This window comes from Aquimarina sp. 433, assembly GCF_054054605.1.
On the sequence record NZ_JBSWZK010000002.1, the window covers coordinates 332395 to 346968 of the forward strand.

13 protein-coding genes are annotated in these 14574 nt (G+C 32.5%); 6 read left to right on the plus strand and 7 right to left on the minus strand.

Features of this window, described 5'->3' with window-relative positions:
• Positions 1 to 177 precede the first annotated feature (177 nt).
• From glmS to ACWNT5_RS05575, 3 genes are read right to left on the minus strand one after another with little or no spacing between them, the layout of a single operon-like run.
• Positions 178 to 2025: a glutamine--fructose-6-phosphate transaminase (isomerizing) gene (gene glmS, locus ACWNT5_RS05565; protein WP_299604888.1), complete on the minus strand. Its 1848-nt coding sequence runs from the start codon at positions 2023 to 2025 to the stop codon at positions 178 to 180.
• A gap of 18 nt (positions 2026 to 2043) precedes the next feature.
• On the minus strand, positions 2044 to 3753 hold the full coding sequence (locus ACWNT5_RS05570; RefSeq protein ID WP_456516842.1) for a DUF4270 domain-containing protein: 1710 nt from the start codon (positions 3751 to 3753) through the stop codon (positions 2044 to 2046).
• 13 nt (positions 3754 to 3766) lie between these two features.
• Positions 3767 to 4576 carry a glycogen/starch synthase gene (locus ACWNT5_RS05575; RefSeq protein ID WP_299606336.1) on the minus strand — a complete coding sequence of 270 codons (810 nt, stop codon included), beginning with the start codon at positions 4574 to 4576 and terminating at the stop codon, positions 3767 to 3769.
• 108 nt (positions 4577 to 4684) lie between these two features.
• Here ACWNT5_RS05575 and panC point away from each other — a divergent pair, with 108 nt between their 5' ends.
• The 5 genes from panC (at position 4685) to radA (ending at position 9633) form a co-directional block, all read left to right on the plus strand.
• Complete coding sequence (panC, locus tag ACWNT5_RS05580) at positions 4685 to 5536, plus strand: pantoate--beta-alanine ligase (protein ID WP_456516843.1); 852 nt, start codon at positions 4685 to 4687, stop codon at positions 5534 to 5536.
• 19 nt (positions 5537 to 5555) lie between these two features.
• Positions 5556 to 5906, plus strand: coding sequence for an aspartate 1-decarboxylase (panD, locus tag ACWNT5_RS05585; protein ID WP_299604885.1), 351 nt, complete (start codon positions 5556 to 5558; stop codon positions 5904 to 5906).
• Positions 5907 to 5910: 4 nt separating this feature from the next.
• A complete protein-coding gene (locus ACWNT5_RS05590; RefSeq protein ID WP_456516844.1) occupies positions 5911 to 6888 on the plus strand; it encodes a lysylphosphatidylglycerol synthase transmembrane domain-containing protein in 978 nt (325 codons plus the stop codon).
• A gap of 108 nt (positions 6889 to 6996) precedes the next feature.
• The gene (locus ACWNT5_RS05595; RefSeq protein WP_299604883.1) at positions 6997 to 8145 is read left to right on the plus strand and encodes an alpha/beta hydrolase; all 1149 of its coding nucleotides are present in this window, start codon (positions 6997 to 6999) and stop codon (positions 8143 to 8145) included.
• A gap of 120 nt (positions 8146 to 8265) precedes the next feature.
• Positions 8266 to 9633 carry a DNA repair protein RadA gene (gene radA / locus ACWNT5_RS05600; protein WP_456516845.1) on the plus strand — a complete coding sequence of 456 codons (1368 nt, stop codon included), beginning with the start codon at positions 8266 to 8268 and terminating at the stop codon, positions 9631 to 9633.
• On the opposite strand, the gene ACWNT5_RS05605 is transcribed toward radA, so the two are convergent.
• Both ACWNT5_RS05605 and ACWNT5_RS05610 read right to left on the minus strand, forming a co-directional pair.
• Positions 9634 to 11067: a hypothetical protein gene (locus tag ACWNT5_RS05605; protein WP_456516846.1), complete on the minus strand. Its 1434-nt coding sequence runs from the start codon at positions 11065 to 11067 to the stop codon at positions 9634 to 9636. It lies immediately after the preceding gene.
• A gap of 118 nt (positions 11068 to 11185) precedes the next feature.
• On the minus strand, positions 11186 to 12217 hold the full coding sequence (locus ACWNT5_RS05610; protein ID WP_456516847.1) for an aldo/keto reductase: 1032 nt from the start codon (positions 12215 to 12217) through the stop codon (positions 11186 to 11188).
• A gap of 475 nt (positions 12218 to 12692) precedes the next feature.
• Between ACWNT5_RS05610 and ACWNT5_RS05615 the strand changes: the two genes are divergently transcribed.
• Positions 12693 to 12911 carry a hypothetical protein gene (locus tag ACWNT5_RS05615; RefSeq protein WP_299604879.1) on the plus strand — a complete coding sequence of 73 codons (219 nt, stop codon included), beginning with the start codon at positions 12693 to 12695 and terminating at the stop codon, positions 12909 to 12911.
• Between the two features lie 309 nt (positions 12912 to 13220).
• On the opposite strand, the gene ACWNT5_RS05620 is transcribed toward ACWNT5_RS05615, so the two are convergent.
• Positions 13221 to 13517 carry a hypothetical protein gene (locus ACWNT5_RS05620; RefSeq protein WP_299604878.1) on the minus strand — a complete coding sequence of 99 codons (297 nt, stop codon included), beginning with the start codon at positions 13515 to 13517 and terminating at the stop codon, positions 13221 to 13223.
• A gap of 134 nt (positions 13518 to 13651) precedes the next feature.
• Positions 13652 to 14272 carry a hypothetical protein gene (locus ACWNT5_RS05625; protein WP_299604877.1) on the minus strand — a complete coding sequence of 207 codons (621 nt, stop codon included), beginning with the start codon at positions 14270 to 14272 and terminating at the stop codon, positions 13652 to 13654.
• Positions 14273 to 14574: the final 302 nt, after the last annotated feature.

The window sequence follows — 14574 nt, forward strand, 5'->3', positions numbered from 1 at the left end:
GTTTATTTGGGGAACTTAAATTATTGAAAATGAATCTGTTCAGATTCGGTCGCGAAACTAACAAAAAAATATTATTCACGCATAATGTTTTTTCATTTTTTTATCGATAAAATGCAAAAAAGTACGATATATCGTACTTTTTTGTATAAAAATGATGTATTTTATCGATTGTAAATCTTATTCTACTGTGACTGATTTAGCTAAATTCCTTGGTTGATCTACATTTTTACCAAGCATTACCGCAATATGATATGACAATAACTGCAATGGTATAGTAGTTAAAAGCGGCGTTAAGAATTCTATAGTTTCAGGTATTTCAATAACATGATCTGCTAAAGCTTTTACTGTTTCATCCCCTTCGGTAACAATTCCGATAATCTTTCCTTTTCTGGATTTAATTTCCTGAATATTACTTACCACCTTTTCATAATGACCTTTTTTAGTAGCTATGACAACTACAGGCATATGCTCATCAATTAAAGCAATCGGTCCATGTTTCATTTCTGCAGCAGGATATCCTTCTGCGTGTATATAAGAAATCTCCTTTAATTTTAACGCTCCTTCTAGAGCTACCGGAAAATTATACCCTCGTCCCAAGTATAGAAAGTTTCTCGCGCTCTTATAAGTATCAGCAATCAATTTAATATGATCATTAGACTCTAATGCATCTTTTACCTTTTCTGGAATACGTTCTAATTCTTGAAGATAGTAATGGAAATCACTATTAGAAATTGTTCCCTTTCTTTCCGCTAGCTTCAATGCAATCAGTGATAGTACTGTTATCTGAGTAGTAAAGGCTTTGGTAGAAGCTACTCCAATTTCTGGACCAGCGTGTGTGTACGCACCGGCGTGTGTTTCTCGTGAAATCGAAGAACCAACAACATTACATACTCCAAATACAAATGCTCCTCTCTCCTTAGCTAATTTAATAGCCGCCATAGTATCTGCTGTTTCACCACTTTGTGAGATCGCAATTACAACGTCATCTTGATGAATTACAGGATTTCGATATCTAAATTCGGAAGCATATTCTACTTCTACGGGAATTCTAACAAGTTCCTCAAAAATATATTCTGCTACCAAACCAGCATGCCAAGAGGTACCACAAGCAATCACGATAATACGTTTTGCATTAAGAAGTTTTGCCAGATTATCATCGATCCCAGCCATCTTTATGATTCCCTCCGCTACTCTTATTCTTCCTCTATAGGTATCACTAATAGCATTTGGTTGTTCATAAATTTCTTTCAACATAAAGTGATCATAACCACCTTTTTCAATTTGTTCCAGATTTATTTGCAACTCCTGAAGATAAGGGTCTACTAAGCTATCATCCTTTATTTTACGAACCTTTATACCTTTCTTTCTACGAACGATTGCCATTTCCCCATCTTCAAGATATATAGCGTTATTCGTATATTCGATAAAAGGAGATGCATCAGAAGCTATAAAAAATTCGTCCTCTCCAACACCTATTGCCAAAGGACTTCCTAATCTAGCCACTACAATTTCATCAGGTTTGCGCCTATCAAAAACGGCGATAGCATATGCTCCAATTGTTTGATTCAATGCTATCTGAACAGCCTTACCTAACTTAACATTTTCTTTGGTTTTTACATCTTCTATTAGATTCACAAGAACCTCTGTATCAGTTTCCGAAGTAAAAGTATAACCTCTATTGATAAGCTCTTTTCTTAGAGATTCATAATTTTCAATAATTCCATTATGAATAATAACTAAGTCCCCTGAATTTGAATAATGAGGATGAGAATTGACATCATTAGGCACACCATGCGTTGCCCATCTGGTATGACCAATTCCTACACTTCCATTTGTAGAAATTTCTTTAACTAACCTATCTTCCAGATCAGCCACTTTACCTTTGGTTTTAGATAATTTTATCTCATTTCCATCATATAGAGCAATCCCTGCAGAGTCGTAACCCCTATACTCTAACCTCTTAAGCCCTTTTAATACAATTGGATAGGCCTCCCTATGACCTATATACCCTACTATTCCACACATAATTTAATTTTTTGTTGATTAATTGGTTGTTGATTCTGTATAAAAAATATCAAGCTTTAATCGCTTTTCTTCCGGAACATTTGCTCCGTTTCCATAAAGAATTGTTCCTTCATGAGAAATTACTGACGAAAAGGGGATAATTTCGTCTTCTGTATTCGTGGGGGTAAATCCTTCAGCAGTATTTATAACGTTAACATTCTGAGAAACAGACACACCTAGCCTTATGTTATCCTCATCTTCATTTAATAAGTTAATAATATGCCTTGTTAATTTAATTTTATAGAACTCTCCATTATCATCACTATCTCTAGCAATAGGCTCTAAATGTTCAATAATAGAAACGATAGGATTAGCCGCATTTGATGTCGGATCAGCCTGATAATCTACCAGTACTTCTCCTGTATCAACATTAAAAATATAAATTCTTTCTGGTTCTGCATTTCCAGAAATTATAGCATCCTGATTTATATAAAATTTCATACTGGCTTCATTAATAAGCCAATTTTGCCTTCTTAAAAAGTCTAATTCATTTTCCAATTCTCCATCTTCATTTAAGACATCTCCATTAAACAAATCCACAATAACATATGAACCTTCTCCTCCTTTTAGGTATAAATTTTCTTCTCCATTAATCTCATCCTGACTTGCTAATTCATCTTCGATTGTCGTATTAAAATTAGTCTCAATACTATTAACAATGTTATTTGAAAAATTTAATACCAACTCTCCCGTGTCTTTTACAAAATCTGTAGTGTCATCATCTTCATCCTCATCTGCCGTATCCACTTTATCAAATGAATAATGTAGTGTTATATTCGCTTGGCCAATATCAAAAAAAACAAGAGTCCCTTCTGTTGTAATTGCTTCTGATTTAAAATAAATACCTCTAAAAAAGTTATGAAAATTATTGGCATTACTTAATTCTAGACTACCTTCTTTATCCAAAAACATTGAAGTAAAGTAGTTAATCAAATCCTGATTACCTACTCTTACATTATCAGGATCAGGATTTAACACATTAGCCTCAGCTGCAGCAATATCAGAAAGAAGCGCTACCCTTAATCCAGGTGTAATAGTGGATACTTGAGGGTCATCATCTTCATCCACATCCGTATCCTCCGTTAACAAACGTATTTCATTTTCGGACACTACAAAATTTCTAGCCTCAAATAGGAGTCTATCTTCTACAGTAGGCCCAAAGTTTTCGATTATATCATTAGAAAAATATACTTGTCTAACTTCCGAACCTTCATCTACATCGAAATCTCTAAGAAAATAATCTGATTTATAAACGGAAAGATTTATGGCAGAAGAACCGTAAACAGAATCTATTTCAAAAGTGTTTACCACATCTCCATCATCGTTCGTCTCGGTTTCAGTAAGATCACTAAAATATGGAACTCTTAAGACAACACTGTCCAAAACCGCGTTATCTCCAAAAGTAGGACTAAATCTATCAGGTAACACTTGAGATAAAACATTATACGTAGATTGACCATAAACAGGGTCGTTATAAACACCTATTAAATAATTAGGCAACGCACTTGTTTGTACTCTCTCGAACCTTTTACTGTAAGCTATCGGAGTGGCATTGTATTCGTTATCTTGGAAATTAACACCTCCAATTACTTCACTTCCTACAGAATTAAAATCATCATCGCACGACACCACGGAAAAGACAACAGCTACCATAGCTGTTACTTTGATCAAAACTTTCTTCAAATTCATAATAGTTTTTTTGCTACACCAGCACCTCTGTTTGATAGAAGGCTTCATAGGCATCTGCAAATTCATCTGGTTTTTTATATTCTAATACAGGTTGATCTATTGTTTTTAAATGTTTAGAAAGTTCCTCAGGTATTTCCTCTGAACCAACTATAATGGCATCAGAGTTATCAATTGCAACCTTCATTACATTATCGTAAGTAGGCTTAGCTAAATCAGCGATTTTTTCTTCATCGATACCATCAAACTTTACTTTTTCCAACATATTACTATCCAAAGTACCTTTAAAACCATGATCATATACTGAAGTCACAATCTTACTATCATTAAACAAAGGCTCATTTGCATAATAATTTCTTAGATACAATGGTAACATAGATGCTAACCAACCATGAACATGAATCACATCTGGCGACCAATTCAATTTCTTAACGGTCTCAATTACTCCTTTTGCAAAGAATATTGCTCTCTCATCATTATCTGGGAACAAGTTTCCTTCTTCATCCGTTAAAGTTGCCTTTCTTTTAAAATAGTCTTCATTATCAATAAAATAAACTTGCATCCTTTCTTTAGGAATCGACGCTACCTTAATAATTAGCGGCATATCTAAATCATTAATAACCAGATTCATTCCAGAAAGACGAATTACTTCGTGTAATTGATGTCTTCGCTCATTAATGTTTCCATATCTTGGCATAAAAATTCTAATTTGCCCGCCCTTGCTATTTACCATTCTTGGCGCTTCAAAAGACATGGATGAAATCTCAGTCTCTGGTAGGTAAGGTATTACTTCTGATGATACGTACAATATCCTCTTATCTTTCATATGATCTACTTTTCTCGTCTCCTTCGGAATAAATTTTTGCAAAATTACGAAAATTTATGTAGTCTGCCAGTAATATCTTATTTTTGCACGCCTTTAACTTTTAGATAGATGCGGGTACACGAGAAAAGACTGGACATTGAAAAGGATGTTGCAGACTTACAAAAACAAAATAAAACAATAGGTTTTGTCCCTACAATGGGAGCTTTACACGATGGCCATCTTGCTTTGGTACAACGAGCAATTAATCAAAATCAGGTTGTTGTTGTAAGTATATTTGTAAACCCCAATCAGTTTAATAATTCTGCGGATCTTGTTAATTATCCTAGAACACTGGATGCAGATATCAAATTACTTTCCAAATTATCTAAAGATATTATTGTTTTTGCGCCAAGTGACCCAATCGAAGTTTATGGAAATAATTTGGACTCCATTTCATACGACTTTGAAGGATTGGAAAATGAAATGGAAGGGAAATTTAGGCCTGGACATTTTGATGGTGTAGGAACGGTTTTGAAACATTTCTTTACAATTGTATCTCCTACTAGGGCATATTTTGGAGAAAAAGATTTTCAGCAGTTACAAATTGTCAAAAAATTGGTAGAGATTGAAAAAATGTCAGTAGAAATAGTAGGATGTCCTATTTATCGAGAAGAAAGCGGATTAGCTCTAAGCTCAAGAAATAAAAGACTTAATAAAACACAACTTCAAGAAGCTCCTTTAATCTATAAAACATTACAACAAGTTAAAAATGACTTTGGCACAAAAAGTGTACTATCATTAACAGCATGGATATCAAAGCAATTCGAAGCCAACGAAACACTCGAATTAGAATATTTCCAAATTGCTAAAATATCTAATTTGAAATCGATTCAAAGAAAACAAAAGAACACTAAATATCGAGCTTTTATTGCGGTGTTTGCAGGAGAAGTAAGACTTATTGATAACATTGCCCTAAATTAAAAATAACTAAATTTGTAACATGTTTGTACACGTTGTAAAATCAAAAATTCATCGCGTTAAAGTAACTGGCGCAGACCTTAACTACATTGGTAGTATTACGATTGATCAAGATCTTATGGACGCTGCTAATATTATAGAAGGAGAAAAAGTTCAGATCGTAAACAATAATAACGGGGAAAGATTGGAAACTTATGCCATTCCAGGACCAAGAAATAGTGGTGAAATAACATTAAATGGAGCCGCAGCACGAAAAGTAGCTAAAGGTGATGTTTTAATACTTATTACCTATGCGATGATGGATATAGAAGATGCTAAAAAATTTAAGCCAGCACTTTTATTTCCTAATGAAGAAAATAATTTACTAAAATAATAGAGTGAATCCTAAATTCATTAAAATTTTAAAAATTGTACTCCCACTATTGTTGGGAGTTTTTTTAATTTGGTATTTTCTTAGTTCGGCAACTCCAGAATACAGAACGCAATTATTACAAAATATAAAAAATGCAGATCCTATTTGGATAACTGCTTCTCTTATCTTAGGAATTATTTCCCATCTTTCTAGAGCCTATCGATGGAAATTTTTACTAAATCCTCTTGGATACACTATTAAGTTTCACAATAGTTTTATGGCTATTATGATTGGATACCTTGCTAATCTTGGCGTTCCAAGATCAGGTGAGGTTCTCAGAGGAATAACCACATCTACCTATGAGAAAATCCCCTTTGAAAAGGCATTTGGAACTATTGTTTCTGAGAGAATTACAGATCTCATCATGCTTATCATTATTACCTCTACAGCAGGTATCTTGCAAACAGAGTATTTATTAAACTTTCTAGAAGAAAAAAACATAAACCCTCTTTTTACGTTAGGAGCAATTTTAGGGCTAATTTTTATTGGTCTTTTAGGATTAAAACTTCTGCAAAAGTCATCCAATAAATGGATTGTAAAAATCAAAGATTTTGGAATGGGGCTTTTAGATGGGATGAAAAGCATATTTAGCATGAAACAAAAATGGGCTTTTCTATTTCACACCATACTCATTTGGTTTTTATATGTTTTAATGTTTTATGTAATAAAATTTGCAGTTCCTAATTTACACAATGTATCTATTGGAATTATACTGGTAGCTTTTGTAGTGGGATCCTTTTCTATGTCGACCACCAATGGAGGAATTGGTATCTTACCGTTTCCGATTGTAGTTGGCGCAGTTTTTGTTTTCTTTGGTTATGCAAAGAGTGATGGAGAAGCTTTTGGTTGGATTCTTTGGGGCTCTCAAACCGCAATAAATATTGTAGTTGGAGCGTTATCATTTTTATTCCTTCCAATTTTAAATAGAAGCAAAACAAAATAACATAATTATAAACCCCTTACAAACAATACATTGATTATTTTGAAGACTAATTTTAAAGGTCTAAAATAATTTATATCTTGTCCTCGCTTAACCTTAATCTTACTACTTATGAAGAAAAGTATATTTTTAATTCTCGTCACCTTCTTTACGTTTATCTCAAACGGTCAGGTAAAATATGAAACATTTAGATCACTAAAATTAGATCAGAATAGAGATTTAAAAATTCAATTACCTCGTAATTATGAAAAAAACGAAGATAAGATCTACCCTGTTATTATTGTCCTAGATGGTGATCATCTGTTCGAACCAGTAGCTGGTAATGTAGATTATTTTTCTTATTGGGAAGATATGCCAGAATCTATTGTGGTGGGTGTGTTACAAAGAAAAACAAGAGAAGATGATTGTAGATATGATCTAGCAAGTTACTTGCCTGAAGGAAAAGGTGCTGCATTTTTTGAGTTTATAGGCCAGGAACTTTTGCCATACATCGACGAAAATTATAGAACTGCTCAGTTAAAAATGATCGTTGGACATGATTATACAGCTAATTTTATAAATTATTTTCTTTTTAAAGACAATCCTATTTTTCAAGCATACATTAATCTTAGTCCTGAGTTAGCACCACCAATGGAAGAACGTATTTTTAATGTGTTAAGTAGTGCAAAATCGGATATGTGGTACTATTTAGCTACAGCAACCAATGATGCAGAGGTTATAAAAAAGAATCTAGTAAAAGTTGATGAAAAGCTATCCACTATAGAGAATCCAGAGGTTAATTATTTCTTCGACAATTTCGACGAATCTTCTCATTACACTTTGGTAGGTAGAGCGATTCCAAAGGCTTTAGAAACCATTTTTGAGATGTATCGCCCAATTAGTAAGAAAACATACAAAGAAGACATTCTTACTTTAGAGACTTCCTTATATGACCATCTTGTTGATATATATGATACTACCGAAAAATTATATGGATTCAAACGACAAATTAGAATTAATGATTTCATTGCAATTTCTACGGCAATAGAGAAAAAAGAATTGTGGGAAGAACTAGAGCCTTTAGGTAAATTAGCCATTAAAGAACATCCTGAAACTATGTTAGGATACTATTATCTTGGTTTAGGTTACGAACAACTTGGAGAACCTAAAAAAGCAATGAGAGCTTATGAAAATGGATTCTTGTTAAACGAAATCGCATTTCTTACCAAGGATTATATGTTAGAAAAAGTAAATAAAATCAAAGAAGATTTTGGTTATTAGTAGAAATCTCTACTTTTAAAACTAAAGAATAAAAAGATCCCTATTTTGGGGTCTTTTCTTTTTTATACTTTTTGAAAAGACAATATAAATAGTAGTATTTTTACCTTCAATTAATAAGATATGGCCAAAACAAAAACTATTTTTTTCTGCCAGAATTGTGGTGCACAATATGCTAAATGGCAAGGACAATGTACTTCTTGTAAAGAATGGAATACCATTGCAGAAGAAGTAGTTCAAAAGGCTTCAAAAAATGATTGGAAAGACCCTAATACTTCAACTAAAGAACGTAGAGTTTCGAAACCACTAAAAATTTCAGAAATTGATACGAGTCACGAAGCAAGATATAATACCGATGATTCAGAATTAAACCGAGTTCTTGGTGGTGGATTAGTACCAGGGTCTCTTACGTTATTAGGTGGCGAACCTGGTATTGGAAAAAGTACATTACTATTACAAATTAGTCTAAAATTGCCCTATAAAACTTTATATGTATCTGGAGAAGAAAGCCAGAAACAAATAAAAATGCGAGCGGAACGCATTCATTCCAAAACCGATAATTGTTTAATCCTTACAGAAACGAAAACTCAGAATATCTTTAGACAAATCGAAGCTACAGAACCTGATATTGTAATTATTGATTCTATTCAAACCCTTCATAGTGATTATATTGAAAGTAGTGCTGGAAGTATTTCTCAGATCAGAGAATGTACTACGGAATTAATAAAGTTTGCAAAAGAAACTGCAACTCCGGTAATTCTTATTGGTCATATCACCAAAGATGGAAATATAGCAGGACCCAAGATATTGGAGCATATGGTAGACACTGTACTTCAGTTTGAAGGAGATCGTAATCATGTGTATCGAATACTTAGAGCATTAAAAAATCGTTTTGGATCAACTTCAGAACTTGGAATTTATGAGATGCTAGGAAGTGGCCTTAGAGAGGTTACAAATCCGAGTGAAATTCTAATCTCTAAAAAAGAAGAAGAACTAAGCGGAACTGCTATTGCTGCCACAGTTGAAGGTATGCGTCCTTTAATGATAGAAATTCAGGCATTAGTGAGTACTGCAGTGTATGGAACTCCACAACGTAGCGCTACTGGATATAATCTAAAACGATTAAACATGCTCTTGGCAGTATTAGAAAAACGTGCTGGTTTTAGATTGGGAGCTAAAGATGTATTTCTTAATATTACTGGAGGTATTTCTGTGGATGATCCGGCTATTGATTTAGCCGTGGTTGCGGCTATACTCTCATCCAATGAAGATATCCCTATTGCCAAGGATTTTTGTTTTGCAGCCGAAGTTGGACTTGCCGGAGAAATTAGACCAATTACAAAAGTAGAACAACGAATTCAGGAGGCCGAAAAATTAGGTTTCTCGACCATTTTTGTGTCTAAATACAATAAAATTTCGAATCCTGATAGCGGTATAAATATTCAACTTGTTGGTAAAATTGAAGATGTTGTTGAGTATTTATTTGGGTGATTAAGTTTTTACTTTAGGCCTTACGTGTTCTGGTAATAGACTGGCAATATATTCAATATGACTTTTAGTATAAGTATTTTTCTGATAATATCTAAAATTATGATATATATAAAACATAATCAACCTGTTGAAATCATCCAATTCAGAGTCTTTAATAATTTTCACTAAATCTGAAGCTATTTTATCTTTTTGGTCACTCTCGGCTAACGCCCTACCTACTCTTCTAATATTAGAATAATAATGATTCTTACTTGGGTTTTTAACCCTAAAACTTATTCCATAAATTAAATCAGAAACATTAATATTTAACACTTCCAACTCTTTAACATATGTTTGTCTTCTAGCCCAAGCATAGCTACCATCAGAATTTCGGTGAAAACGATCATTCATTATATTAAGATGAGCTCTTAAAAACACATCCCAATTATAACTCTCCGCAGAAAGTTGTGCAATATTCATAGCATGAATTCTTGGTCCTTGATCCTGGCTACACCTCCCATATACTATCCTACCCCTTTTAAGTTCTAGTGCTTTTTCTTTAGAGTAATATGCGGCTATATAACTCTCTAATTCATTGTAGCTAATTTTCTTTACAATGGCTTCATTACAGGCTTCTACTAATAATTCATTAAATTCTGACTTTTTTGACAAATCTTCTTTTATAAAGCTTGTCCTATTTCTATCCCATGATCTATGTTTCTCATGATATAGTTTATAATCCTCTTTATCAAAATTAGAATACTCAGGTTCTTTTTCGTCAAAATTTTGGTCTATATAATTGAAAAAAGCAGTTCTTTTTTTTAATTCTTCGTTTTTAATTTTTGATATTCTCCTGGTTTTTTTTGCTTGATCCGAATGTATGGTAGTATTTGTATCAATTAAACACTCCGCATACTGTATCATTCTTGCATAGGATCTCGACATAGTCCTTGAAAACAAAGGTTTTTCCAAATAAAAAACACCTACGCTTTTATCATTATACTTTTTGAATATCCATTTTTTATCCTGAAAATTAGTAAAATCCTCAAGATCAATCTTTAAAGATCTTCCTTTAGGTTCTTCTTTAATCTCTACCACCTTTTCTTGATTATAATTCTTGTATACTGATTTTACGATCAAACGAAACTTTGGAACTTCTTCGACTTTATTTTTCTTTAGAAAATCATCTAGCGAAATATTGGACTGTAAATCCTTTATAAGCTCTTCAGTATTATACTCAATTTTAATAAAAAAACCTTTTGCTTGAGGAAATGAATAAAACTCTTTGGAAAGATCACAATTACGGAATGCTTCGTTTTTACTTCCCACAATTTCCTGAAGTCTGGAGATAGCTTCTGGTGAATAAATTAGTCCATTTTCAAATTCATTAAATTCTGACTGGCCTGTTGATAAAAAAGTCCACATCAAGAAAAAAAATAAAGCTACTTGTTTCATGATAAAAGTATATTGTTAATACGCACAATCTAGAGTTTCTTAAAATATTACGAAATCTAGATTGAGCCAACTATACTTTATAACGAGTAAAAGTTTATTTTTATTTAGTACTGCTCATTTAAGGAGCTGGATTAGGAATTTGCGTATGAACTCCATTAATTTCATTGAGTATTTCATCAGACAATACCAAATCAATGCTACTGATATTTTCTTCTAATTGCTGTATCGAAGTCGCTCCAATGATATTACTAGTAACAAACGGTTGTTGATTCACAAAGGCCAATGACATCTGGGTTAAACTCATATCAAACTTCTTTGCAATTTCATTGTACAATCGAGTAGCTCTATAACTATTTTCATTCATATATCGATTGTAGTTTGGAAAAAGATCAACTCTAGAATTCTTAGGGATTTCATCCAGGTACTTTCCTGTTAGCATACCAAAACCTAGTGGTGAATACGGTAAGTGACCCATATCTTCTCTGTGCAGAATCTCAGCAAGCCCAATTTCATCCTTACGGTTTAGAAGGTTATAAGGATTTTGTACCGTAACCATTTTAGGAGCTCCTTTTCTTGCTTCTTCTACATAGCGCATTAAACCATAAGCAGATTCATTGGAGACACCGATCTGTCTAATTTTACCTTGTTTTACAAAATCATTTAGATACCCTAAAACCTCAGCAAAATTATCTTTCCAAGGATCATTTTCATCATGAGTATATCCTAGTTTCCCGAAATAATTAGTCTGTCTTTCTGGCCAATGTAATTGATATAAATCGATATAATCCGTTTGTAACCTTTCCAAACTCTTATGAATCGCATCTTCTAACTCTGATTTACTAAATCCACCTGTTCTTATATGCTTAGAAAATTCTGCAGGTCCTACAATTTTTGAAGCGATTACTACATCATCTCTTTTACCAGATTTCTTTAACCAACTACCAATGATTCGCTCTGTACTTCCTTGAGTTTCTTTTTTAGCAGGAACGGAATACAATTCGGCAGTATCAATAAAATTTACACCTTTATCAATAGCATAATCAATTTGCTCATGACCTTCTGCTTCAGAATTCTGTTCTCCCCAAGTCATAGATCCCAAACATATTTTACTAATTTTTATATCCGTATTCGGTAACGTAGTATACTTCATATAATCGACTTAATTTTTTGGAAATATAAAGACTCAAAATTAAAAAGTCTCTTATTAGATATTCTAAAAATTATCATAATTAAACTCTGAACTGAGGATCTTCTCTACAATATTGACCAAATAATCTACAATTTCATCTAATGAAACAAAATCCAAACAAAAACAAAACACTGAATAACAGTTGCTTATGAAATTTTTAGTATTTTGGTATTATTGTTTCTATACATATTTCGAACATTAGCAATGATGAACAAAAAGCACTAATAATAATACCAACCAAAAAAACAGAGTTGTTTCTTTTTTCAACTCGCTACTCTTATAACCTGATAAAGAGCTTCTATTTTTAAGAAGCTCTTTTTTGTATTCAACACACTATTTTGCAAAACAATTATATATAATAATATATGTATTGATGTTTTTTGTATATATTTTTATATCTTTAAAAAGAAATTCACTCACTTTTTTATATAAAAATATGCTTAATACGTATTACAAAAATCTAACTAAAGAAAATAGACAACTAGCCGTACAACGGATTGCATTCAAAACCGCTTTTACGGAAAAAATTGTGGAAAGAGTTTTACATCGTTATAATCCTCTTATTGAAATTCAGAAGAATAGAGTAGTGATTCATAAAAACTCATATCATAGACTTGTAAGAGAAATTTATAAAGAATATTTGGTGACCACCTAAAAAAAACGGATGCAGTTTTACCCCATAACTACATCCGTTTCACAACTAACCAACCTAAAAAATTAATTCCTCGCTCATCCAACCATATTATCTTTTTAGATTGATATAAAAGTATGATCTAAATGGTTGTTATGAAACCGATAATGAGGGAAACCGCATTCTGAGTGAGGGAAATAATATATTTTCTTATGGAGCTATTGCCAATGCCTTCTTAATGACTTGTATTTAAAAAATAGAAGATAAAATCTTAATATGTAGGTCCAGAGAAATTGTATAAAACAAAAAAAGCGCTTATTGCGCTACATAAATTTACGACATCGGTAATATTTCTATCACTTTGCCGTATACGTTTTTGGTCCATCCGTTGATGCGACCTCGGTTATTACCGATCAGTAATCCTCGTTTTACATTTTTTCCTTTAACTAAATGTGTAAAACAGTTTCCTCTTACTTTACAAAAAACAATATCTCCTGCTTCGCAGTCTTCCCAATTAACAGGTTCCAGAATAACAGGTTGTTTAGATTGTAAAATAGGTAACATAGAATTACCTGGTTCTTTGGAGACAATCGTCTCTCCATTCAATAGTTTTTGAATTTTCCAATTCATAATCATAGTTTTAAAAATTAATACATAATTCAAAAACTATGGAGTATGGATATTACAAAGAACTCGCACTCATGTACATTGCAAATATAACTATTTTTTTAAAGCTCTCTTATTATATAGATTAGACAAGAATACTACTGGTCATCTTCATCATAGTCATTTTCTTCATCATAGTCATCTTCATCATCATAATCCTCTTGATAATCATCCTGTTTATCTTGTTGTTCATCTCTTCGTTTATTCGCTTTTTTGGTAACCCCACATTTTCTGCGAACAATTCTTTCTGAAAGTGTTGCGGCGTTTCTTGCATGACTTTCAGAAGTACGACCATCTTTCATGATGGCATCGTACACCGATTTATTTTCTATAAGTCCTCTTAAAATACAAGGGAAACCAGGACTATCCTTTCCTTTATAACGGCTTTTTTTCTTTGGCTTGGTAACCAACTCATTAAATAAACGCCCTTTGAGCACTCTATCTTGCTGCACCTCCACGATAAACTTGTACAATAAGTTTTCGTCTTCGGATTCCATATCATTTACTTTATCCAATACGTTAGAGTACTCATCATTAGTAAAATCGAAATATTGATAAAAATCGAAGTAACTCCCTTGATCTTCTTTCTGCTCTTCTCCATCTTCCGAGTACTCATCACTTTCTGTTCCTTCTTCCTCATAGTACTCCTCCTCACTTTCCTGACTTACTCCTTTACACACAAAAAATAGTAGTAGTATAAAAATAGGTAACTGCTTCATTTTATTCATAGTTTTTATTTGATTTGGGTATTATAAACGTCTGATACAGCTGTTTTGTTATCTGTTTTACTGGATTTTACGCTTTTATAATAGGAAGCAATGTAAACTTTTTCAATTTGTTATGAAAATTTACAGCACTTCTATGCATATTTAAGAATTTTATTTTTTGTTTGCTAAATTCGTGGCACACTTTTTGGAAACTTCAAATTAAATTGGTTATTTTAAACCAAGTTTTTAAGATAACTTTAATAATAAAATTATAATTATTCCGTTAGGAATACGTGAAATCAAATACGTAGTTT